The 22293-nt window shown below is 63.8% G+C and carries 19 protein-coding genes; 8 read left to right on the plus strand and 11 right to left on the minus strand.

All coding sequences use genetic code 11. The annotated features are described in order from the left end of the window. Window positions 1–32 precede the first annotated feature (32 nt). Window positions 33–836 (minus strand): creatininase family protein, encoded by an 804-nt coding sequence (locus tag A9K65_RS17960; protein ID WP_063168225.1) that lies wholly within the window; start codon window positions 834–836, stop codon window positions 33–35. Between the two features lie 54 nt (window positions 837–890). Further along, the gene (locus A9K65_RS17965; RefSeq protein WP_024501344.1) at window positions 891–1274 is read right to left on the minus strand and encodes a RidA family protein; all 384 of its coding nucleotides are present in this window, start codon (window positions 1272–1274) and stop codon (window positions 891–893) included. Window positions 1275–1538: 264 nt separating this feature from the next. Between A9K65_RS17965 and A9K65_RS17970 the strand changes: the two genes are divergently transcribed. The 7 genes from A9K65_RS17970 (at window position 1539) to A9K65_RS18005 (ending at window position 8279) form a co-directional block, all read left to right on the plus strand. Next, window positions 1539–2543, plus strand: a complete 1005-nt coding sequence (locus A9K65_RS17970; protein ID WP_063172407.1) for an ABC transporter substrate-binding protein — start codon at window positions 1539–1541, stop codon at window positions 2541–2543. Between the two features lie 11 nt (window positions 2544–2554). Then, a complete protein-coding gene (locus A9K65_RS17975; RefSeq protein WP_064993741.1) occupies window positions 2555–3382 on the plus strand; it encodes an ABC transporter ATP-binding protein in 828 nt (275 codons plus the stop codon). After that, entirely contained in the window at window positions 3369–4220 is an 852-nt protein-coding gene (locus A9K65_RS17980) for an ABC transporter permease (protein WP_063172405.1), read from the plus strand. The genes A9K65_RS17975 and A9K65_RS17980 overlap by 14 nt, the downstream gene beginning before the upstream one ends. Before the next feature lie 195 nt (window positions 4221–4415). Further along, complete coding sequence (locus A9K65_RS17990) at window positions 4416–5708, plus strand: cytosine deaminase (protein WP_064993740.1); 1293 nt, start codon at window positions 4416–4418, stop codon at window positions 5706–5708. Beyond that, window positions 5708–7111, plus strand: a complete 1404-nt coding sequence (locus A9K65_RS17995) for an FAD-binding oxidoreductase (protein ID WP_064993739.1) — start codon at window positions 5708–5710, stop codon at window positions 7109–7111. The genes A9K65_RS17990 and A9K65_RS17995 overlap by 1 nt, the downstream gene beginning before the upstream one ends. Next, window positions 7111–7692: an NAD(P)H-dependent oxidoreductase gene (locus A9K65_RS18000; protein ID WP_064994038.1), complete on the plus strand. Its 582-nt coding sequence runs from the start codon at window positions 7111–7113 to the stop codon at window positions 7690–7692. Before A9K65_RS17995 ends, A9K65_RS18000 begins: the two co-directional genes overlap by 1 nt. After that, a complete protein-coding gene (locus tag A9K65_RS18005; protein ID WP_064993738.1) occupies window positions 7692–8279 on the plus strand; it encodes an NAD(P)H-dependent oxidoreductase in 588 nt (195 codons plus the stop codon). Before A9K65_RS18000 ends, A9K65_RS18005 begins: the two co-directional genes overlap by 1 nt. 48 nt (window positions 8280–8327) lie before the next feature. Here A9K65_RS18005 and A9K65_RS18010 read toward each other — a convergent pair whose 3' ends face one another. Genes A9K65_RS18010 through A9K65_RS18030 form a run of 5 tightly spaced genes read right to left on the minus strand, consistent with a single transcriptional unit; the run spans window position 8328 to window position 15867 of the window. Continuing rightward, complete coding sequence (locus A9K65_RS18010; protein ID WP_064993737.1) at window positions 8328–10778, minus strand: FAD-dependent oxidoreductase; 2451 nt, start codon at window positions 10776–10778, stop codon at window positions 8328–8330. Beyond that, window positions 10775–11956, minus strand: coding sequence for a pyridoxal phosphate-dependent aminotransferase (locus A9K65_RS18015; protein WP_063172401.1), 1182 nt, complete (start codon window positions 11954–11956; stop codon window positions 10775–10777). Before A9K65_RS18015 ends, A9K65_RS18010 begins: the two co-directional genes overlap by 4 nt. Continuing rightward, window positions 11949–12854 carry a homocysteine S-methyltransferase family protein gene (locus A9K65_RS18020; protein ID WP_064993736.1) on the minus strand — a complete coding sequence of 302 codons (906 nt, stop codon included), beginning with the start codon at window positions 12852–12854 and terminating at the stop codon, window positions 11949–11951. Before A9K65_RS18020 ends, A9K65_RS18015 begins: the two co-directional genes overlap by 8 nt. Beyond that, the gene (locus tag A9K65_RS18025) at window positions 12851–15304 is read right to left on the minus strand and encodes an FAD-dependent oxidoreductase (RefSeq protein WP_064994037.1); all 2454 of its coding nucleotides are present in this window, start codon (window positions 15302–15304) and stop codon (window positions 12851–12853) included. Before A9K65_RS18025 ends, A9K65_RS18020 begins: the two co-directional genes overlap by 4 nt. A 20-nt stretch (window positions 15305–15324) precedes the next feature. After that, entirely contained in the window at window positions 15325–15867 is a 543-nt protein-coding gene (locus A9K65_RS18030; protein ID WP_032807957.1) for an XRE family transcriptional regulator, read from the minus strand. Between the two features lie 225 nt (window positions 15868–16092). Here A9K65_RS18030 and A9K65_RS18035 point away from each other — a divergent pair, with 225 nt between their 5' ends. After that, on the plus strand, window positions 16093–16797 hold the full coding sequence (locus A9K65_RS18035) for a nitroreductase (protein ID WP_064994036.1): 705 nt from the start codon (window positions 16093–16095) through the stop codon (window positions 16795–16797). An 11-nt stretch (window positions 16798–16808) separates the two neighbouring features. On the opposite strand, the gene A9K65_RS18040 is transcribed toward A9K65_RS18035, so the two are convergent. From A9K65_RS18040 to A9K65_RS18055, 4 genes are all read right to left on the minus strand, one after another. Then, complete coding sequence (locus tag A9K65_RS18040) at window positions 16809–18251, minus strand: MFS transporter (RefSeq protein WP_064993735.1); 1443 nt, start codon at window positions 18249–18251, stop codon at window positions 16809–16811. Window positions 18252–18423: 172 nt separating this feature from the next. Next, window positions 18424–19011: a sarcosine oxidase subunit gamma gene (locus tag A9K65_RS18045; RefSeq protein ID WP_013531140.1), complete on the minus strand. Its 588-nt coding sequence runs from the start codon at window positions 19009–19011 to the stop codon at window positions 18424–18426. Further along, window positions 19004–21997 (minus strand): sarcosine oxidase subunit alpha, encoded by a 2994-nt coding sequence (locus tag A9K65_RS18050; protein WP_064993734.1) that lies wholly within the window; start codon window positions 21995–21997, stop codon window positions 19004–19006. Before A9K65_RS18050 ends, A9K65_RS18045 begins: the two co-directional genes overlap by 8 nt. Next, the gene (locus tag A9K65_RS18055) at window positions 21994–22290 is read right to left on the minus strand and encodes a sarcosine oxidase subunit delta (RefSeq protein WP_027160522.1); all 297 of its coding nucleotides are present in this window, start codon (window positions 22288–22290) and stop codon (window positions 21994–21996) included. Before A9K65_RS18055 ends, A9K65_RS18050 begins: the two co-directional genes overlap by 4 nt. Between the last annotated feature and the right edge of the window lie 3 nt (window positions 22291–22293).

Here is a 22293-nt window from a genome sequence, read left to right on the forward strand (position 1 = left end):
AGCGATGACAGCGCTTGCCACTGGTTTGGAGGCTACGTCAACCACTCCGCGAGCTTCGCCTTGCGCACATCTTGCAGCAGGCTGATGAAGCCGTCGGCCTGATATTCTGCCGTCAGCCGGCCCTTCTCCGCCGTCGCGATGCTGGCGTCGCCGACGACGCCGTTCGGGTTGAGATCGCTGGCGATCCAGGCGAAGGCGTGGGTGCCGGTGTGGCGCAGCAGCGAAAATTCCTTTTCGGCCTTGGCGACATTGGAAACGAAATTGTCTGATTTGCCCATGTCCACGAGGTCCGGCCGGAAATGCAGCATCAGCGAGGTCTCGACATCGCCGCCATGGATGCCGTGACGGTCCTCCAGTTCGGTATACATGCCGGCCGGACGGCCAAAACGCTGCCAGCTGGTCTTCACCGCCAGCATCTTTTCGCGCACGCGCAATTCGCGCGTGACGATGCCCATGATCTCCTCGTTGCCGCCATGCGAATTGACCACGATCAGCTTGCGCACACCGGCGCGCGCGATCGACAGGCCAAGCTCGGTCCAGGCTTCGATCAGCGTGGTTGCCGGCAGAGTGAGGGTGCCCGGCGCATGCAGGTGTTCGTTGGACTTGCCCACGGCCTGCACCGGCAGGATGCGGATGTCGAGATCGTCGGGCAGGCGCGAAATGACCGTGTCGAGCATGCCGTTCATGATCGACGTGTCGGTCGAAACAGGCAGATGCGGCCCATGCTGCTCGATCGCCGCCACTGGCAGCACGGCGATGGTCGCCTCGGGATCGATCGAGGCGTATTCGGTGGTCCGGTAGTCGCCCCACCACACGCGTCTTTTGGGTACGGTCATGTCATGCCTCTTCAATGCTCAGGCAGACCTAGCGCGGGACGGGCGGCCTGTCGATCACCCCGCCGCGATGGCCTCGATTTCGACCTTGAATTCGGGCCGGGCAAAGCCGGAAACAATCATCAATGTCGACGCTGGCGCGGGGCTCGAAAACAGCCGGTCGCGGACGTCCATATAGGGCCGCAGATGCGCGCGGTCGGTGACATAGGCGTTGATGCGCACGATATCCCTGAGACCCAGGCCGGCTTCGCCGAGAATCGCCGCGATGTTTTGAAAGCAGAGTTCGGCCTGCGCTCCGGCGTCTTCGGGAATCAGGTCGTCGGCGGTGATGGCGACCTGGCCCGAGCACAGCACAAGCCGCTTGCCGGCCGGCACCTCGACGCCGTGACTATAGCGGGCAAAGGGCGGCTTGATGGACTTCGGGGTGAGGAATTTGAACATGGCAATCTCCTGGATGCCGCCACCTAAAGCCGGACTCATTACACCTTCAAGATGGCGGTGCATGTTGCCCGGGCGATTGTGGACAGCCGTTCAAAAAATAGGCACGATGCCTTCCGTACAGCATGACCCGTTCGCGCTTGGCATGGCAACGTCTTTCAAGCGGGCGGTCCCGGCGCCAGACGCCGGTGGCATGTGTCTTGCTTCTTGAATCTTTGGTGTCGAGCCTGGCGCGTGGCGCGCCGGAGCAAACAGAGGGTGGTGTCGATGTACGGAAAACAGAAGATCTCGGTGGCGGTTGTGGCCCTGCTTACAGCCAGCACGCTGGGTGCGGCTGCGAATGAGAAAGTCACCTTCGGCACCAACTGGTTGGCCGAGCCGGAACATGGCGGATATTACCAGTCCGTGGCGGACGGCACCTACGCCGCCTGCGGCCTCGACGTCACCATCATGCAGGGCGGTCCGCAAGTCAGCGGCCGGCCGATGCTGCTGGCCGGCAAGATCGATTTCTACATGGGCGGCAATCTGCTGTCGGCCTTCGATGCGGTCCAGCAAGGCATACCGATGCGCGTGGTGGCGGCGGATTTCCAGAAGGACCCGCAGGTCATCATGTCCCACCCCGGCGAGGGGCTCGACAAATGGGAGGACCTGAAGAACGCCGACCAGTACATATTGGGCGACGAGGGCGTGCAGACCTTCTTCCAGTGGATGGTCATCGAACTCGGCTTCGACGCCTCCAAACGCGCGCCCTACACCTACAACACCGCTCCCTTCCTCGCCAACAAGAAGTCGATCCAGCAGGGCTACGTCACCTCAGAGCCGTTCGCGGTCCAGAAGGAAGGCGGCTTCGTGCCGAACCAGTTCCTGCTCGCCGACTATGGCTGGGACACTTATTCGACGACGATCGAGGTGATGCAGGACACGATCGACAAGAAGCCGGAGGTGGTCCAGTGCTTCGTCGATGGCTCGGCCAAGGGCTGGTACAAATATCTCTACGGCGACAACAAAGCCGCCAACGACATGATCAAGAAAGACAATCCCGACATGAGCGACGAGCAGATCGCGTTCTCGATCGAGCAGATGAAGAAGTTCGGCCTGGCCGATTCCGGCGACACCGAAAAGCTCGGCATCGGCGCCATGACCGACGCGCGGATCAAGAGTTTCTACGACAAGATGGTCAAGGCCAAGGTCACGCCAGCCGGCATCGACATCAAGAAGGCCTACACGCTGACCTTCATCAACAAAGGCGTCGGGCTCGAGCTGAAGAAATAGGCCGCCCCGGAATGATAAGGGAAAAAGTGGCGCAAGCGCCGGCTGCGTCGGGTGCGGCCCCGACGCTCCTGGCGCTGAAGGGCGTCGGCAAGGTGTTCTCCAACGGCGTGACGGCGCTCAGCGACGTCGACCTGACCATCCGGGAAGGCGATTTCGTCAGCCTGCTCGGGCCGTCGGGTTGCGGCAAGTCGACGGCGCTGCGGCTGATCGCCGGCCTGTCGACGCCAACTTCCGGCGTGCTCGATTGGCGCGGTGGCGGCTCGCTCGACCGCTCGAACATCGGCTTCGTCTTCCAGGAGCCGACGCTGCTGCCCTGGGCCAATGTTTTCGACAATGTCTGGCTACCGCTTCGGCTGAAAGGCATTTCGCGCGCCAAGGCGACACCGGCGGTAACGGAGATGTTGGCGCGGGTTCACCTGACCGGCTTCGAAAACGCGGTGCCGCGCGAACTGTCAGGCGGCATGAAGATGCGCGTATCCATAGCGCGCGCCATGGTGACCAAACCGCGCGTGCTGCTGATGGACGAACCGTTCGCGGCACTCGACGAGATCACCCGCTTCAAGCTCAACAACGATCTCCTGGAACTGTGGCAGGACGAACGGTTCACCGTCGTCTTCGTCACCCACAGTGTCTTCGAAAGCGTGTTCCTGTCCAACCGCGTCGTCGTCATGGCGGCGCGGCCGGGCAGGGTGTTCGACGAACTCGCCATCGAGGCCTCCTATCCGCGTGACGAGGCGTTTCGCACCTCGCCAGACTATGCGGCACTGTGCCGTCAGGCCTCCGACGTGCTGGTCAAGGCCATCAACTCAACAGCAGGCGCGCATTATGACGGTCATTGACGAGCGGATGCTCCAACTCGATCCCGAGGAAGCACGCCGCGTGCGCCAGGCGCGGTTCGAACGGATCGGCCGCTGGGTGCTGCCGCTGGCGATCATGATCCTGGCGATCTGGCTGTGGGATCGCATCTGCGTGTGGAACGAGATCCCGCAATATATCCTGCCGCGTCCCGGCGTGGTGCTGTGGACGCTCTACAACGATGCCGGCCTGCTGTTTTCCTCGCTGCTGGTCACCTTGCGCATCACCTTTCTCAGCTTGGCTCTGGCGGTCATAGGCGGGGTCGGGCTGGCGGTGCTGTTCGCGCAGTCGAAATGGGTCGAGATGTCGTTCTTCCCCTTCGCCATCGTGCTGCAGGTGACGCCGATCGTGGCGATCTTTCCGCTGATCAACATCTATGTGAACGACCAGACGACCAAGCTTCTGCTGTGCGCCTGGATCGTCGCCTTCTTTCCGATCCTGTCCAACACCACGCTTGGCCTCAACTCCGTCGACCGCAATCTGCGCGACATGTTCAAGCTCAACGGCGCGACGCGATGGCAGCAATTGCGCTATCTCAGGCTGCCGGCGGCGATGCCCTATTTCCTCGGCGGGTTGAAGATCGCCGGCGGCCTGTCGCTGATCGGCGCCGTGGTGGCCGAGTTCGTCGCCGGTACCACCGGCCAGTCGTCCGGCCTTGCCTCGCGCATCATCGAGGCCGGCTACCGGCTCAACGCGCCGCGGCTGTTCGCGGCGCTGTTCCTGATCTCGCTGACCGGCATTTTAATCTTCCTCGTGCTGTCGCTGATATCGCATCTCATCTTGCGGCGCTGGCATGAAAGCGCGCTGAAGCAGGAGCGCTAGGGTGTGTGACGTGATTGATATGTTGGTGCGAGGCGCCCCCCTCTGTCCTGCCGGACATCTCCCCCTCAAGTGGGGAGATTGGCCGCTGTCACGATCTTCGCCAATCTCCAACATTGAAAAAAATGAGCCGGCACGGACGCTGCCAATCTCCCCCCTTGAGGGGGAGATGCCCGGCAGGGCAGAGGAGGGCAACGCTTGATACCAACCTCCGGCTCTTACCATCTCGCCAATGTTCGCCTTCATCGCTCACTGACGCCAGGCCTTTCCGCGCCCTTCGATGCTGACGGCTTCGGGCTTGCCGACATCGCTGTGGCCGACGGGAAGATTTCCAGCATCACCGCGCATGGCCGATCCGCTGATGCGGTCGACCTGGGCGGCCGTATAATCCTGCCGTGCTTCGTCGACTGCCACACGCATATCGACAAGGGCCATATCTGGCCGCGAAAGCCCAATCCCGACGGCACGTTCATGGGCGCGCTGAATGCCGCCGGTGCCGATCGTGTGGCACGCTGGAGCGCCGAGGATTTGGCGCGGCGGATGGATTTCTCGCTGCGCTGCGCCTACGCCCATGGCACAAGGGCGCTGCGCACCCACATCGACAGCGTCGCGCCGCAGGAGGAAATCTCCTGGCCGGTGTTCGAGGCGATGCGCGAGGAATGGCGCGGCCGCATCGAGTTGCAGGGCGCCTGCCTGCTCGGCATCGAAGGCGTGCGCGACAAAAAGTGGTTCGACAGGCTGGCAAAGAGGGTTGCCGCGGCAAAGGGCGTGCTCGGTGTCGTCACCTATATGGCGCCGGACCTCGAAGAGCTGCTCGACCACGTCTTCGCGCAGGCCATCAAGCATGGCCTCGATCTCGATTTCCATGCCGACGAGACCAACGACATTTCCGCCATATCGCTGAAGAAGATCGCCGAGGCCGCTCTGTGGAACGGTTTCGAAGGAAAGATCCTCGTCGGCCATTGCTGCTCGCTGGCGCGCCAGCCGGATCTCGACGTGCTCGACACGCTGGACAAGGTGGCGAGAGCGGGGCTCGCCGTCGTCTCGCTGCCGATGTGCAATCTCTATCTGCAGGACCGGCGCGCCGACGGCACCACGCCACGCTGGCGTGGCGTGACGCTGCTGCACGAGATGAAGGCGAGGGGCATTCCGGTGGCGGTTGCTTCCGACAACACGCGTGATCCCTTCTATGCCTATGGCGATCTCGACATGCTGGAGGTCTACCGCATGGCGACGCGCATCCTGCATTTCGATCATCCGGTCGCCGACTGGCCGCAAGCGGTCACCGCGACGCCGGCCAAGGTGATGCGGTTTGATGGCTTCGGCACGCTGGCTGCCGGCGGTGATGCCGATTTCATCGTGTTCAAAGGCCGAAGCTGGACGGAATTGCTGTCGCGGCCCGAATCGGATCGCATCGTGGTGCGCGGCGGCAAGGTGATCGACCGCCAATTGCCAGATTATGCCGAACTCGACGAACTGATGGTGGAATGATGGATGTTTCGGCGCTCAAACGCGATCTCGAAGGCCTGAAGGTCGACGACAATCCGGCCATCGTCCAGCAGAAGAGCCGTGACTTCTACTGGTACAGCCCGGTGCTGAAGCAGCAGCTCGACCATGTCACCGGCGACCTGATCGTGACGCCGAAGAACGAGGCCGAACTGATCCGCGTGCTTGCCGCCTGTCATCGTCATGGCGTGCCGGTGACACCGCGCGGCAGCGGCACCGGTAATTACGGCCAGGCGATGCCGCTCTCCGGCGGCGTCGTGCTCAACCTTGCCGAGATGAACGAGATCAAGTCGATCGCTCCGGGTCGCGTCGTGACCGGGCCGGGGGCGATCCTGGCCGATATCGACAAGGCAACGCGGGCGCATTCCGGGCAGGAACTGCGGCTATCGCCCTCCACCTACAACACAGCCTCGATTGGCGGCTTCATCGCTGGCGGTTCGGGCGGCGTCGGCTCGATCAATTTCGGCGGGTTGCGCGATTTCGGCAATGTGCTTCGGCTGCGCGTGGTGACCATGGAGGCCGAGCCGAAAGCGCTCGAGCTCACCGGCGCGGATCTGCACAAGGTGACCCATGCCTACGGCACCAACGGCATCATATCGGAAGTCGAGATGCCGCTGACCGCGGCTTATGACTGGATCGACGTCATTGTCGGCTTCGACGCTTTCATGGATGCGGCCCGCTATGGCAATGCGCTGGCGTGTCAGGACGGCATCCTGACCAAGCTGATCACGCCGATAGCAGCACCCGTGCCGCAGCTCTATTTCAAGCGGCACCAGAAATTCCTGAGCGACGGGCAGAGCATTTGCGTCGTCATGGTGGCGCAGCATGGGCTGGACGCTTTTCTTGCCTTCACCCGGCGTGCCGGCGGCGAGGTGATCTACAATGCGGCCACGGCGACGCCGGATGAGAAAAAAGGCCTGCCGCCGGCCTATGAATTGGCTTGGAACCACACCACGCTGAGGGCGCTGCGCGTCGACCCTTCGATCACCTATCTGCAGTCGCTCTATCCCTTTCCCAACCAGCTGGCGCTTGTCGAGAAGATGGATGCGATGTTTCCGGGCGAGGTTTTCTCGCATCTCGAATTCGTGCGGCTGGACGGCAACATTACCTGCTTCGGCCTGCCGCTGGTCAAGTTCACGACCGAGGCGCGGCTCGACGAGATCGTGCGCCTGCATGAAGCGAACGGTTGCCCGATCTTCAACCCGCATCGCTACACGCTGGAAGAGGGCGGCATGAAGCAGACCGACGCGGTGCAACTCGCCTTCAAGCGCCAGACCGATCCGCAAGGGCTCCTCAACCCCGGCAAGATGATCGCCTGGGAAAACCCCGACTACGACTACCGTTCCGGGCGGACTTTTTTGTTCAAGGGGCTGCAGAAGGTAGGATGATGAACATCCTCGTCCTCTACGCCCATCCGGTCGAGACCAGCTTCAATGCCGGCCTGCACCGGATGATCGTCGAGCGCCTGACGGTGGCGGGCCATACGGTCGACGACTGCGATCTCTATGCCGAGGGTTTCGATCCGCGACTGACGCGCCAGGAGCGGCTGGACTACCACAACCCACGTGGCCCCGCCGACGCTGTCGCGCCTTATGTCGAGCGCCTGCTGCGCGCCGATGCGCTGGTGCTTTCCTATCCCGTCTGGAATTATGGCTTTCCAGCGATCCTGAAAGGCTTTTTCGATCGCGTGTTCTTGCCCGGCGTGTCGTTCAAATTGGTCGACGGCAAGGCGCAGCCGTCGCTGCACAACATTCGCAAGGTTGCGGCGGTGACCACCTACGGCGGCAGCCGGTTCCGCGCCCTGCTGATGGGCGATCCGCCGCGCAGGCTGATCAAGCGGATGCTGCGCGCCACCGTCAAACCGGGCGCGCCGGTGACCTACCTCGCGCACTACGCGATGAACCTGTCTACCGACGGCTCGCGCAAGGCTTTCACGACCAAGGTCGCGGCCAGCATGGATGCCTTCTGATGCGCGCGCTGGTGGTCTACTGCCATCCGGTACCCGAGAGCTTTTGCGCCGCCATCCGCGACACTGCCATCGACGTGCTGATGCGACGAGGCTGGGAGGTGCGGCTGCTCGACCTCTATGCGGAGAAATTCGACCCGGTGATGGGCTGCGGCGAGCGGCGCTCCTACAATGACCAGGCGCCGCAGGACCCGGCACTGAAGCCGCATTTCGAACTGCTCAACTGGGCCGAAGCGATCCTGTTCGTCTATCCGACCTGGTGGTACGGACTGCCGGCGATGCTGAAGGGCTGGCTCGACCGGGTGTGGGCAACGGACGTCGCCTTCAAGCTGCCGGCCGGCAAGGGACGGATCAAGTCGCTGATGACGCATGTAACCAAGGTCGGCGTCATCACCACCTGCGGCGCCCCGACCTGGTGGAGCGTGGTCGTCGGCCAGCCGGGACGCAAGACCCTGCTGCGCGGCATGCGGGCGCTGTGTGCCACGCGCTGCCGGACCTTTTTCTTGGCGCACTATTTGATGGATGCCTCGACACCGGCGACAAGGGCGGCGTTTCTGGCGAAGGTGCGAGGGAAGCTGGAAAGGTTTTGAGAGGGCGACTTTCCTTCCTTCCCCCACAAAGGGGGAGGCGAAAAGGCACTACATCCTCGTCCGCTCCGATTTCGGATCGTACATCGGCTTCAGCGAGGCTTCCGCCGCAAAACGCTCGCCGGCGATTTCGATCTCATAGGACGACGCCAGCACATCCGCCTCGCTCTCGCCCTCGCAAGGCACATAGCCCAGCCCGACTGCGCCGCCGAGGTGATGGCCGTAATTGCCAGACGTTATCGGACCAACGATCTTACCGTCGCGCAGGATCGCCTCGTTATGGAAGAGCAGGGGTTCCGGATCCTTCAGCCGGAACTGTACGAGCCGGCGTGACAGGCCGGCTTCCTTCTTGCGCAGCACCGCATCACGGCCGATGAAGTCGCCCTTGGCGGTCTTCACCGCGAAGCCGAGGCCGGCTTCCAGCACATTGTCCTCGTCGGTGATGTCATGGCCGAAATGCCGGAACGCTTTTTCGATGCGGCAGGAATCCAGCGTGTGCAGGCCGCAGAGTTTCAGGCCGACATCCACACCTGCCTCCTCGACCACCTCGAAGACATGGGCCGCCTGGTCGGTCGAGACATAGAGCTCCCAGCCGAGTTCGCCGACATAGGTGACGCGGTGGGCGCGGGCCAGGCCCATGCCGATTTCGATCTCCTGGAACGTGCCGAACGGATTTTTCTCATTGGAGAAATCGTTCGGGCTGACCTTCTGGATCAGCTTTCTCGCGTCCGGGCCCATCAGGCAGAGCACGCTTTCGGCCGCCGTTACGTCGGTGACGACGACGAACTCGTCGGCGACGTGCTTGCGCAGCCAAGCCAGATCGCGCTGCAGCGTGGCGCCTGGGACGACGAGAAAGAACGCCGTCTCGGACAACCGCGAGACCGTCAGGTCACTCTCGATGCCGCCGCGCTGGTTGAGCATCTGGGTGTAGACGATCTTGCCCGGCGCGACATCCATGTCGTTGGCGCATAGTCTTTGCAGGAAAGCACAGGCGTCGCGGCCCTCGACACGGATCTTGCCGAACGAGGTCATGTCGAACAGGCCGACGCCATTCCTGACCGCAAGGTGTTCCTCGCGCTGGTTGTCGAACCAGTTCTGGCGCTTCCAGGAATAGCGGTATTCGCGCTCCTGGCCCTCGCGGGCGAACCAGTTGGCGCGCTCCCAGCCGGCGACTTCGCCGAAGACAGCGCCGCGCGCCTTCAGATGCTCGTGCAGCGGCGAGCGCCTGACATTGCGCGACGTCGCCATCTGACGATAGGGGAAATGATCGGCATAGAGCAGGCCAAGCGTTTCAGAGACGCGCTCCTTCAAATAGCGGCGGTTCTTCTGGAACGGCTGGGCGCGGCGGATGTCTACTTCCCACAGGTCGAAGGGCGCTTCGCCGTCATTGATCCACTGCGCCAGCGCCATGCCGGCGCCGCCGGAGGAGACGATGCCGATCGAGTTGTAGCCGGTCGCCATCCAGTAGCCGGACAGTTCCGGCGCCTCGCCGAGATAGTAGCGGTCGTCGGGCGTAAAACTCTCGGGACCATTGAAGAAGGTGTGGATGCCGGCGGTCGCCAGCATCGGCATGCGGTTGACGCCCATTTCGAGGATCGGCTCGAAATGCTCCATATCCTCCGGCAGTTGGTCGAAGCAGAAATCTTCACGGATGCCGTCCATGCCCCAGGGCTTTGCCACCGGCTCGAAAGCGCCCAGCATCATCTTGCCGGCGTCCTCCTTGTAGTAGGCACACTCGTCGGGCACACGCAGCACCGGCAGGCGGGTGAGGCCGGGGATCGGCTCGGTGACGAGGTAAAAATGCTCGCAGGCGTGCAGCGGGATGGTGACGCCGTTCTGCGCTCCCAGTTCGCGCGCCCACATGCCGGCGCAGTTGACGACGATGTCGGCCTCGATCGTGCCTTGCTCTTCGCCTTGTGTCCAGGACACGCCCGTGACGCGGCCGGCCTTGCTGTGGACCTTGGTGACCTTGACGTTCTCGACGATGGTCGCACCGCGCTGGCGCGCGCCCTTGGCCAGTGCCATGGCGATGTTGGCGGGGTCGCACTGGCCGTCGAGCGGCAGATGCACGGCGCCGACGACATCGGAAACATTGAGATGCGGGTACATCTCGCTGACTTCCCTGGGCGAAATCTCGCGCACGTCGACATCGAAGGCACGCGCCAGCGACGCTTGCCTGTAGATCTCGTGCTTGCGCTCCTCGGTCAGCGCCACGGTGATCGAACCGACCTGGCGCATGCCGGTGCCGACTTCGGTCTCTGCTTCCAGCTTGACGTAGAGGTCGGCGGAATATTTCGCCAGCCGCGTCATGTTCTGCGAACCGCGAAGCTGGCCGATCAGGCCGGCGGCATGCCATGTCGTGCCCGACGTCAGCTGCTTGCGTTCGAGAAGCACGATATCGGTCCAGCCGAGCTTGGCCAGGTGATAGGCGACCGAGCAGCCGGAAACGCCGCCGCCGATGATGACCGCTCTTGCTTTGGCGGGAACTGCCTTGGGGGTCATGCTGCCTCGCGACGGTAGCTGGAAGCAAAGCGGCGCAGACGAAGTGCAGCTTCCTGCAGCACGGGTTCGGGCTGGCAGAGGCTGATGCGAATGTGGCCGGCGGCCGCCTCGCCGAAGCTGGAGCCGGGCATCACGCCAACCTTTTCCTTGTCGAGCAGGGCCCAGGCGAATTTCTCGTCGTCCGGCTCGACGGCCGAGATGTCGAGCATGACATACATGCCGCCCTCCGAACCGCGCACGGTGACATCGTTCATGCCCCGCACAGCGTCGAGCAAGACGGTGCGGCGTGCCGCGTAGCGTTCGGCGATCTCCTTGACGCCGTAACGGTTCTCCAGCGCCTCGGAACAAGCGATCGAGATGAAGGCCGGCAGGCCGTAGGTCGTCACCAGATTGAGATTGATCATGAGCGTGATCATCTGCTCCGGTCCCGTCAGCCAGCCCATGCGCCAGCCGGTCATGCCGTGGCTCTTGGACATCGAATTGATGACCAGCGTGCGCTCGGCCATTCCTGGCAGCGAGCGCGGCGAGACGTGCTCGCCGCCGCCGAGCGTCCAGTAGACTTCGTCCGACAGCAGCCAGAGGTCGTGCTCCCGGCAGACTTCTGCCAATTGTTCCAGCCGCTCGCGCGAATAGACCGCACCGGTCGGATTGTTCGGCGTGTTGATCAGGATGGCGCGCGTGTTCGGCCGGATTGCCGCGCGGATCATGTCGGCACGCGGCTGGAAGCCATCCTCGGCCGGTGTCTCGACGACGGTGAAATCAGCGCCAGCGGCGCTGAACGTGTTGGGATAGGTGGCATAATAGGGCGCCACGACGATGGCGTGATCGCCCTGGTCGAGCACGCCCTGCACGGCCGCGTAGAGCGCGGCCTGGCCGCCCGGCGTGGCGATCACCTGATCCGGCGATGTCTCGACGCCGGTGCAGGCGCTCGAGGCCGCGGCCATCGCCTTGCGCAGGCGCGGCAAGCCGGGAAGCGGGGTGTAGTGATGATTGCTGCCGCGAACCGCGGTCACACAGGCTTCGATGGTCTGCGAAGGCGTGTCGAAATCATGGTCGCCAACCGACAGCATGATGATGTCTTCGCCGGCCTCCTTGCGCGTCCAGGCGGCGAAATGGACTTCCCAGCCGTCCTTGCCCGAAGGCACGATGCCGGAAATGCGCGATGATGGTCTAGGCATGCAAAACTCCCGAAATTTCGTAGCCGGCCTGTTCGAGCCGGTCGCGCAGGGCGGCGATGTGCGGTGGTCCGACTTCGCAGCAGCCGCCAACGATGCTGGCGCCAGCCTCCACCCAGCCGATCGCCTGGTCGGCATAGGCATCCGGGCCAAGGTCGTGACGAGCGTGCAGTACATCGACGGTGCCGCCGTGCTTAAGTGCTTCGGTTGACGTGAAGCCATTGGCATATGCGCCGACCGGGCCGCCGAGGTCGATCAGTTCAGGCAAAGCCGCGGCGATTGCTTCCGGCCGGCAGCAATTGACCAGCCGCGCGGCGACTGCCAGGCCGTCGAGCGCGCTTGCCGCAGTGGCAATGGCTTCGCCGCTGCGCAGCCGCGGCTTGCCGTGGTCAGCCAGCGTCCACGATACCCACACCGGCTTGCCGCTTTCCGATGCAGCGGTCACCGCTGCGCGGGCTTCGTCCGCCGACGCCATGGTTTCACACAGGAACAGGTCGACGCCATCGGCCTGCTCGGCAACGATGCGGCGGTAAATCTCGAGCGTCTCCTCGAAGGAAATGGTCAGTGCCGGTGCATAGCTGCCGAAAAGCGGCGACAGGCAACCGGCGATGGCTGCATCGCCGGCCTCGTCGCGGGCCTGCCTGGCCAATTCGATGCCGCGCTTCTGCAATGGCTTGAATAGGTCTTCCGCACCTTCGCGCGCCAGGCGTTCGGGTGTCGCAGAATAGGTGTTGATGGTGATGACACGTGCGCCGGCACGGATGAATTCCGCGTGCAGGTCGCGCACCAGATCCGGTTCGTCGATCAGCACCCTGGCCGACCATAGCGGCGTCGGCTCGGATTGGCTGCGGCGGACCAGTTCCTGGCCCATGCCGCCATCGGTGAGGATGATTTTCTTCATGCGCGCAGCCTTTCGTTCTTCGGATCCCACAGCGGTTCATCCTTCTGCACGATTGCCTGAAAGCGGTCACCGAAGATTTCGACCTCGACTGATGTACCTGGTTCGGCCAGGTCGGCGCGCAGCATGCCGAGCGCGATCGACTTGTCGATGCGATGGCCCCAGCCGCCGGACGTCGTCTCGCCGACGATCTTGCCGTCATGCCAGAGTGTAGAAACTGACGGAGCGTCGCAATCGCCGGGGTTTTCCACCACCAGCGTAACGAAGCGCTTCTTCACGCCTTGCTGCTTTTCGTTCAGCAGTGCCGCCTTGCCACGGAAGTCGGGCTTGTCCCATTTGACGAAGCGTTCGAGCCCGCCCTGCAGGATCGAATAGTCGGTCGACAGGTCGCCCTTCCAGGTGCGGTAGCCTTTCTCAAGCCGGAGCGAATCCAGCGCGTACATGCCGAAAGGCTTCAGCCCGTGCTGCTGGCCTGCGGCGCAAACGGCATCGAAGATGGCGGCGGTGTCGTCGATCCTGGTGTGGATTTCCCAGCCGAGTTCGCCGGCGAAGGAGACGCGCACGAGTTTGGCCCAGCGGCCGGCGATCTTCGTCTCCTGATGCGTCAGCCATGGCAGAGTGAGGTCGGCTTCGCAGACATCGGCGAGGATTTTTCGCGAGTTCGGGCCTGCCAGGATCTGGGTCGAGAATTCCTCGGTCCGGTCAATCAGCTTGAACGGTGCGTCCTTGGGCATGCGCGACTTCAGCCATTCGAAATCATGCCACTGCGCGACCGCCGCGGTGATCAGCGTCATCAGGTTCTCGTCGTGACGCACGACGGACATTTCGGTGACGATGCGGCCCTTGTCGTCGGCGAAATAGACGAGACCGATGCGGCCTGGCTTCGGCACCAGTCCGGTGACCTGCAGGCTCAGCCATTCGGCGGCACCGGGACCATCGAGATTGAAGCGCGAGAACCCAGGCAGGTCCAAAATGCCGGCAGCGTCACGCACGGCCAGGCATTCCTCGCGCACACGATGCTGCCATGGCCCGTCGCGGCGGAAGGTCAGCGTGGCTTCCTCGGAAATGTCATCGCCGTCCTGCGCGTACCAGGTGGCGCGCTCCCAGCCATTATAGGCATCGAAGCGGCCACCGAGCGCCTTGATGCGATCGTGGATCGGCGACAGCTTGCGGTCGCGGCCTTCCGGCCAGGCATGGCGCGGGAACTGGATGGCGTATTCGTTGCCGTAGATCTCCATGCCCTTGGCGACGCAATAGTCCGGCGCCGCGGCATAGGAAGTGAAGCGGCGCGGGTCGCACGACCACATGTCCCATTCGGTCCGGCCCTCGGTCACCCATTCGGCCAGCACCTTGCCGGCGCCGCCACCCTGGGCGATGCCGAAGGTGAAGACGCAGGCCTCGAAGGCATTGGGAACGCCAGGCATCGGACCGATCAGCGGATTGCCGTCCGGCGTGTAGGGGATCGGCCCGTTGATCACCTTGGACAGGCCGGCCGTGCCAAGGATCGGCACGCGGGCGACGGCGTCGGCCAGATAATGTTCCAGCCGGTCGAGATCGTCGGGGAACAGCTGGAAGGAAAAGTCCTCCGGCATCGGGTCATTGTGGGTGGCCCAATGCGCGCGGCAATTGCGCTCATAGGGGCCGAGATTCATGCCGTTCTTCTCCTGGCGCAGATAGTAGGAGGTGTCGACGTCGCGCAGCAGCGGCAGCTTCTTGCCTTGTTCCTTCGACCATGCCGCGAGTTCGGGGATCTCCTCGAACAGGATGTACTGATGGCTCATCACCATCATCGGCACGTCGCGGCCGAACATCCGGCCGACTTCGGCGGCGCGGTAGCCGGCGGCATTGACGACGATCTCGCAGCGGATCTCGCCCTGTGCCGTCTCGACCACCCACTCGTCGTTCTCGCGGCGCACGCCTGTGACCGGGCAGAAGCGGATGATCTTCGCGCCCATGTCGCGCGCACCCTTGGCCAGCGCCTGGGTGAGTTGCGCCGGATCGATGTCGCCGTCGCTCGGGTCGTAGAGCGCGCCTTTCAGCTCATGCGTCTCGATGAAGGGATAGCGACGCTGGATCTCGTCGACACCGACAATGTCTATGTCCATACCCTGGTAGAGGCCCATGCCCTTGGCGCGCTGGAATTCCTGCATGCGCTCGAGCGAGTGGGCAAGGCGAAGCGAGCCGGTGACGTGATAGTTCATGGGGTAGTCGACCGCGTCGGCCAGCCCGCGATAAAGCTCGGTCGAATAGCGCTGCATGTTCATCAGCGACCAGGACGAGGAGAAGGTCGGCACGTTGCCGGCGGCATGCCAGGTCGAGCCGGAGGTCAGCTCGTTCTTCTCAAGCAGCACGCAGTCGGTCCAGCCCGCCTTGGCGAGATGATAGAGCGCGGAGGTGCCGACGGCGCCGCCTCCGATGATCACCACGCGCGCCGTGCTCGGCAAACCCGCCATGTTCTTCTCCAAACTTGAACTCAATAGACGGGTGGTGAAACCACCCAGATGACAATTGCCGGCTCGGCACCCGGATTGCGCCAGCGGTAGGGCTTGCCTTCGAAGCGAAAGGAGTCGCCCTCGCCAAGCCGATGCCAGACACCTCCGATCTCGATGTCGAACAGTCCGGACGCGACGTATCCGGCTTCCTCGGTCGGCCGCTGCGCCTCGGCCTTCAGTTCCGCGCCCGGCGCGAAGACCGAACGCACCATCTCGAAGCTACCGCCGAGATCGGGCGACAGAAGCTCCTCCACCAGGCCGGATTCGCTTGTGCCAAGCGTGCGGCGCCTGCCGGCGCGCACGACCACGCCGCGCTCGCTTTCGACAGGTACGTCATGGCTGAAGAACAGGCTGATCGGCACGCCGAACAGTTCGGCGAAGGCCCTGAGGTCACCGAGCGACGGCGTCGACAGGCCACGCTCGACCTGGCTGACCCAGCCGACCGAACGGCCTAGCTTCAGGCCGATCTCGGCGAGCGTCAGCCCGCGCGCCTTGCGCAGGGCCCTGATGTCGCCGGCCAGCACGCGTTCGTCAGGTCCCTGCAATGTTCTTGCGGTAGTCGAAGGCAAAACGCTCTCTTAATGAAAAATTACCGGCAAATTTCATGAGAAATCAAGCTCATGAAAAAATCAAGCAGATTTTCACGGATGCACAAGATTTGCTTGCGCGATTTTGACGGTTCATGCAAAGGCTCCGCCGAGAGCGGCGAGTGGGGACGTCCGATCGAGACAAAGGGTAAGGGACGGCCCATGCTGGAAAATAACCCCCGAATCGAGGGCGATGCCGAGATTGTCGACGAGGCGATCCTGTCGCGCCGTTCGGTGCGCGCATTCCTGCCCAACATGGTCGAAGACGACATCATCCGCGCCATTCTGGCGGTTGCGGCGCGCGCCCCATCCGGCACCAACATGCAGCCATGGAAGGTCTATGTCACCAAGGGCGAGAGCAAGCAGCGGATATCGGACGCCATTCTCAATTCCGGCATTCGCGCCGAAAAAGCCGATTGGGACGAGTACCGGTATTATCCCACGCAGTTCTTCGAGCCGTACCTGACGCGACGTCGCGCCAACGGTTTCGGCCTCTATGGCGCGCTCGGCATCGGTCGCCGCGAGGTCGACAAGATGCGCGCCCAGCACGACCGCAACTTCGTCTTCTTCGACGCGCCGGTCGGCATGATCTTCACCATCGATCGCCGCCTCAACCAGGGCTCATGGATCGACTACGGCATGTTCCTGCAGAACATCATGGTGGCGGCGCGGGGCAGGGGTTTGCATACCTGCCCGCAAGCGGCGTTCGCGCCCTATCACCGGCAGATCAGGCCGGTGCTCGACATTCCCGACGAAGAGATCGTCGTCTGCGGCATGGCGCTTGGTTATGAAGATACGTCAAAACCTGAAAACGCCTTCCGCACCGACCGCGTGCCGCTGCAAGAGTGGGTGACGTTCAGAGAATAAGCCAGCCAGCCTCATTCCGTGTTCATCTGTGCGCCGTGGCCGCTGACATGGGCGCCGTCCTGGGGTGTCAGCTTGAGATAGGCGAGCAGCGCGCAGAGCGTGATGATGCCCTCGATCACGAACAGGATGCGGAAATCGTCGGCGACGGCGGGGCCGCCGCCCGCCAGAAACGACAATGCCGCGGCGGCCAGGCCGACGCTGATCGCCACCGCCAGCTGCCATAATATGTAATAGAGCGCGCTGAAACGGGCGAGCTGCTCGGGCGCGATGTCGGAATAGGCGAGGTTGCCGGTCGAGGCCCATTGCGCGGAGCGGAAGACGCCGAAGACGAAGATGTAAGTGAGCACGATCCACACCGGCGTCGTCGCCTGCATCAGCGCGAAGCCGGCAACCAGGGCGGCGACGATGGGCGTGTTGTAGACCAGCACGCGGCGAAAGCCGAAACGGTTGAGGACACGCGGCATGAAGAACCGCATGGCCACCGAGCCGACCGCGGCGACGAAGGTCAGCGATCCCGCCTGCACCGCGCTCATGCCGAAGCCGAGCTGGAACATCAGCGGCAGCAGGAAGACGACCGAGCTAAGGCCGATCGTGTCCAGCCCGCCGCCGGTGAGGAACGAAATGCGGAAGGTACGGATGCGCAACAGCTTGAGATCGAGCAGCGGATTGCGCACGCGCAGGCAGTAGAACGAGGCGATGGTCAGGATGACGAGCGCCAGCGCCAGTTCGCCGGCGATGATGCCGCCCGCGGCGTCCTTGGCGGCAAGCGAATCCATGCCGAAGACCAGCAGGACCATGCCGCTGCCGACCAGCAGGAAGCCCGGAAAATCGAACGGCGTGCGCACGGGCTTGGTCATCGTCGGAAACAGCGAGGCGGCAAGAATTGCCGCCGCCAGCGCGAACGGCACGTTGATGAAGAAGATCCAGCGCCAGGAAATGTAGGTGGTCAGCGCACCGCCGACGAGCGGACCGACCAGCGGGCCGGACTGGCCGGCCAGCGAGATGTACATGTTGATCTTGAGCGTTCGGCTGCGCGGAAAAGTCGACAGGATGACGACCTGGCCGAGTGTGCCCATCAAGGCGCCGCCGAAGCCTTGCAACGCACGCGCACCAACCAGCGTCCAGATGTTGTCGGACAGCCCGCAAAGCGCCGACGAGGCGGCGAACACCAGCAAGGCAAAGCAGTAGACGTTGCGCAGGCCGAAGCGGTCGGCAGCCCAGCCGCCAAGCGGCATCGAGATGATCAGGCTGGCGACATAGACGGTGATCAGCAGGCCGAGCTGGCTGGGCGGACGGCCGAGGCTTTCGCTGATGCCCGGCAGCGCGGTCACCACGACATTCTGGTCGAGGCTGGTCATGAACACGCCGCAGGCGACCGTCAGCGGCAGCAGGAGCAAGGCTCTGGCCGGCACGTCGGCGCGGTCCGCGGCGCCGGCGGATAGTTCTGCGGTCATGGAGATGTTCGAACCAAACGAATGTGCCGACTCTTGAAGAAGGGATTTCATATCCCTTGGGCCGGTTGGGCGGCCACGTTCTCGCACCATGGGCGCCTGCGGCCTGATTCTCTAGCGGCAGAAGCGGCTGGCGTTGATGCCAGAACAGTGCGAGCTGACCTTTCGGCGCCGCCTATTGCACCTCGTAGCCGACTTCCTCGCTGGCGTGGCAGAGCGCCTTCCAGAACGAGCGTGCAAACGAGCGGAAGACATAGATGTCGAACTGGTCGGCGCCGGTGCGCTGGATCTGGGCGAAGACGTCGTGATGAGCGGTCGAGCGGCCGGCGCCATTGGGAAAGGCCGGCAGCGAAAAGTCGATGGCGAAGAATTTCGCCAGCACCCATTCGGCCTTCGGCCCGGCAATGCGGATGGCGGTGCGGCCGTGCGAGAGATCGGTCACCGTGCCGATGGCCGAGGTCACCACCTTGGCAAAGGCAGCGGCCAGCCCTTCGGCCTCGTCGGCAACGGTGAACTTCCCCGGCGCGAAGCCGAACACTGACTTGACCCCGTCGCTCACTCCGCCGCCGGCGCCATCGGGAAGCGCCAGCCCGGTGACGGTGCGGATGGCTGCGATCAGCCTCTTCTCCTCGCCGGGCCAGGCGGCGAGTTGCACGATCGAGCCCGGCCTCGTCTCGGTCAGGATGATCTCGACGCCATGCTCGAAATTGCCGTGCGAGCCGACGTGAAATTCCGGCTCAAGCGGGGATTGGTGCTCAACCATGCATGCGGCTCCCGTCCGGATCGAAGAAGTGGTTGGAGACGATCTCGACCGGTCCGAACCGGTTGCGCAAGGGATCGGAGACGTGGGCGCGCGTGCCGTGCAGTGCCTTGCCGCCCTCGATCAGCGCCAGCGCGATATGTCTGCCGAGCGCCGGCGAATAGCAGCAGGCGGTGATATGGCCGATGGAGTCGTGCGGATTGGCTTCGTCAACCTCCTCGACGATGTGGGCGCCACCGTTGAGCGGCCGGTTATCGAGGGCGATCAGGCCGACCAGTTCGAGGCGGTCCGATGCGATCAAGCCTTCGCGGTCCATCATCGCCGAGCCGATGAACGGCTTCTTCTTCGACAGCATCCAGTCGAGATGCAGGTCGCGCGCCGTGGTGCGGCCGTCGATCTCGGCGCCGGTGACATGGCCCTTTTCGATGCGCATGGTGCCCAATGCCTCAAGACCGTAGGTGACCAGCCCGAACGGCTTGCCGGCTTCGACAAGCGCTTTCCAGACATGGGTGCCATGGCCGGCGCCGGAATAGACCTCGAAGGCCATTTCACCGGAGAAGGACAGCCGGCAGATCATCACCGGCACGCCTGCTATATCGCCGCGCACGATGCCCATGAAGGGCAAGGTGGCGTTGTCGACCGACGTGCCGGTGACACAAGAGGCGAGGATCTGCCTGGCCTTCGGGCCGCCGATCGCGGCACCTGCCCATTCGTCTGTCACCGAGGTGACGTGGACTTTCAGCTCCGGCCAGATCACGTCGAGGAAATATTCCAGATGCTGCATCACCTTGCCGGCGTTGGCCGTGGTGGTGGTCATCAGAAAATCCTGCTCGCCGAGCCGCCAGGTGGTGCCATCATCGAAGGCGAGGCCGTCCTCGCGCAGCATCAGCCCGTAGCGGGCCTTGCCGACGGCCAGCGTCGAAAACATGTTGGTGTAGACGCGGTCGAGGAATGCGGCGGCATCAGGGCCTTGCACCGCGATCTTACCCAGTGTCGAGACATCGACGATGCCGGCGCTTTCGCGCGTCGCCTTGGCTTCGCGCACATAGGCCTGCTCGACCGTTTCGCCTGAAAGCCCATAGATCATCGGCCGGTACCAGAGGCCGGCGGAATACATCGTCGCGCCATTGGCCAGATGCCAGTCATGCATCGGCGTCAATCGTTCTGGCTTCAGGTCGCCAAAACGCTCGGCAGCCAGCGAGCCGATCGACACCGGAGCAAAGGGCGGCCGGAAGCGTGTCGTGCCGACCTCGGGGATCGGCTTGCCCAGCGCCTCGGCCATGATGGCAAGGCCAGGCACGTTGGAGCTCTTGCCCTGGTCGGTCGCCATGCCGAGCGTGGTGTAGCGCTTGAGATGCTCGACCGAGACAAAGCCTTCCCGGTGAGCCAGCCGCACGTCCTCGGCCGTGACGTCGTGCTGGAAATCGACAAAGCTCTTGCCCTTGGCCCTGATCTCGAACACCGGGGCGGGGTCGGGATCGCCAGGCACTGCTTCGACGGTCGGCAGCATGGACGGTGTGCTCTGCCCGCCTGCGGCGGCGAGGCCGGCGGCGCGGCCTTCGGCGATGGCTTCGGCCGTCGAGAAGCTTCCGGTGAAGGCGCCTGCGCCGATCCAGCTCTGTGTCGGCTTTGGCGGCAGGAAAGCTTGCCGCGCGGCGTTCCATTCCGCCTTGGCGCCGGCCTGGCTGGCCAGATGGATGGTCGGCGACCAGCCGCCGGACATCAGCAGGCAATCGGCATGGATACTGCGTGCATCACCGATGAGTGCCCCATTGGCCATGTCGAAGCGCTGCAGCTTGAGGCCGGACAGCGCCTTGCCGCCTTCGGTGGCGACGACGGCATGGCCGGCAAAGATCTCTGCCTCGGCTTCCGCGGCCAGCTTGCGCATCTCCGGCGAAAGTTCCGGCCTGACATCGGCGATGGCGACGACCGCGGCACCGGCCTTCTTCAAGGCGACAGCCGCCCTATAGGCGCTGTCATTGTTGGTGAACAACGCGATCCGCTCGCCCGGCAGCACGCCGAATTCGTTGGCATAGCGCTCGGCGGCATGCGCCAGCATCACGCCTGGCCGGTCATTGCCGGGGAAGATGAGCGGCCGCTCGAACGCACCAGTGGCCAGGACCACGGATTTGGCGCGGATCGCCCAATAGCGATGGCGCGGCTCGCCCTTGCCGGGGTGCTCCTTATGGTCGCTGACCCGTTCGAGCGCGGCAAGCGTGTTGTTGTCGTAGTAACCCCATACCGTGGTGCGCGGCAGAAGCCGGACATTGTCGCGGCCTGCGAGCTGGGCGACGGTGCGCCGCGCCCAATCGGCGGCAGGCGCGCCATCGATCGTTTCCTCGGACCAGTTGGCCGAACCGCCGAAATGCGGCTCGAGATCGGCCAGCATGACGCGCGCACCCTGATCGGCGGCGGCCTTGGTGGCTATCAGGCCGGCAGGGCCGGAGCCGACGACCAGCACGTCGCAAATGGCGTTCATGCGTTCGTAGCGGGCCGGGTCTTTCGCCGATCCGGCACTGCCGAGACCGGCTGCGCGGCGGATGAAGTGTTCGCAGAACATCCAGAAACGCGTGCCCTTGAGCGGGCCGAACACCGGTCCCATGAAGGTCTTGTAGTAGAACCCGGCCGACAGGATCTTGCCGCCGAGCTGGTTGACGGCGTTGATGTCCCAGGCAAGCGAGGGAAAGCGGTTCTGGCTGATGGCAACCAGCCCGTCATGGATCTCGACCATGGTCGCTGGAATGTTGGGCTCGCGAACCTCGCCCTTCAGCACCGTCACCAGCGCGTTGGGTTCCTCGACGCCTGCGGTGAGCAGGCCGCGTGGGCGATGGTATTTGAACGAACGCCCGTACAACGTGAGGCCCTTGGCCAGCAGGGCTGACGCCAGCGTGTCGCCGGCATGGCCAGTGTAGGCCGTGCCATCGAAGGTGAAGCGGATGGTTTTCAGCCGGTCGATGCGGCCGCCGGTGTCGGCACGGCGCGGGCTCATGCCTTGTCCTCCGCCTTGCGGCGCGCGGCCGGCCCATGATCGCCCCGCGCAAAGGCAACGCTGGAAATCTCATGCGTCAGCGTGTTGCGCACGACCTTGAGATGCGCGCGGCAGCCGCCGGAATGTTGCCAGATCTCATTGTGATCGCCGGCCGGATTCAGCCGGTCATAGACATAGGCGTTCCACGCCTCGAAATTCTGCGAGGCGGGGTCGGGACGCTCACGATTGCCGTCACCCTGATAGGTGAACTCGATGACGTCGCGCGGGCCGCAATAGGGGCAAGTGATCAACATTGG

The organism is Mesorhizobium sp. WSM1497 (genome assembly GCF_001672455.2).
Taxonomy (GTDB): Bacteria; Pseudomonadota; Alphaproteobacteria; order Rhizobiales; family Rhizobiaceae; genus Mesorhizobium; species Mesorhizobium ciceri.

What these genes read in the sequence shown, in the direction of transcription:
- A9K65_RS17960 (WP_063168225.1), bottom strand. Translation starts at nt 836, where the DNA reads ATGACCGTACCCAAAAGACGCGTGTGGTGGGGCGACTACCGGACCACC.
- A9K65_RS17965 (WP_024501344.1), bottom strand. Translation starts at nt 1,274, where the DNA reads ATGTTCAAATTCCTCACCCCGAAGTCCATCAAGCCGCCCTTTGCCCGC.
- A9K65_RS17970 (WP_063172407.1), top strand. Translation starts at nt 1,539, where the DNA reads ATGTACGGAAAACAGAAGATCTCGGTGGCGGTTGTGGCCCTGCTTACA.
- A9K65_RS17975 (WP_064993741.1), top strand. Translation starts at nt 2,555, where the DNA reads ATGATAAGGGAAAAAGTGGCGCAAGCGCCGGCTGCGTCGGGTGCGGCC.
- A9K65_RS17980 (WP_063172405.1), top strand. Translation starts at nt 3,369, where the DNA reads ATGACGGTCATTGACGAGCGGATGCTCCAACTCGATCCCGAGGAAGCA.
- A9K65_RS17995 (WP_064993739.1), top strand. Translation starts at nt 5,708, where the DNA reads ATGGATGTTTCGGCGCTCAAACGCGATCTCGAAGGCCTGAAGGTCGAC.
- A9K65_RS18000 (WP_064994038.1), top strand. Translation starts at nt 7,111, where the DNA reads ATGAACATCCTCGTCCTCTACGCCCATCCGGTCGAGACCAGCTTCAAT.
- A9K65_RS18005 (WP_064993738.1), top strand. Translation starts at nt 7,692, where the DNA reads ATGCGCGCGCTGGTGGTCTACTGCCATCCGGTACCCGAGAGCTTTTGC.
- A9K65_RS18010 (WP_064993737.1), bottom strand. Translation starts at nt 10,778, where the DNA reads ATGACCCCCAAGGCAGTTCCCGCCAAAGCAAGAGCGGTCATCATCGGC.
- A9K65_RS18015 (WP_063172401.1), bottom strand. Translation starts at nt 11,956, where the DNA reads ATGCCTAGACCATCATCGCGCATTTCCGGCATCGTGCCTTCGGGCAAG.
- A9K65_RS18020 (WP_064993736.1), bottom strand. Translation starts at nt 12,854, where the DNA reads ATGAAGAAAATCATCCTCACCGATGGCGGCATGGGCCAGGAACTGGTC.
- A9K65_RS18025 (WP_064994037.1), bottom strand. Translation starts at nt 15,304, where the DNA reads ATGGCGGGTTTGCCGAGCACGGCGCGCGTGGTGATCATCGGAGGCGGC.
- A9K65_RS18035 (WP_064994036.1), top strand. Translation starts at nt 16,093, where the DNA reads ATGCTGGAAAATAACCCCCGAATCGAGGGCGATGCCGAGATTGTCGAC.
- A9K65_RS18040 (WP_064993735.1), bottom strand. Translation starts at nt 18,251, where the DNA reads ATGACCGCAGAACTATCCGCCGGCGCCGCGGACCGCGCCGACGTGCCG.
- A9K65_RS18045 (WP_013531140.1), bottom strand. Translation starts at nt 19,011, where the DNA reads ATGGTTGAGCACCAATCCCCGCTTGAGCCGGAATTTCACGTCGGCTCG.
- A9K65_RS18050 (WP_064993734.1), bottom strand. Translation starts at nt 21,997, where the DNA reads ATGAGCCCGCGCCGTGCCGACACCGGCGGCCGCATCGACCGGCTGAAA.
- A9K65_RS18055 (WP_027160522.1), bottom strand. Translation starts at nt 22,290, where the DNA reads ATGTTGATCACTTGCCCCTATTGCGGCCCGCGCGACGTCATCGAGTTC.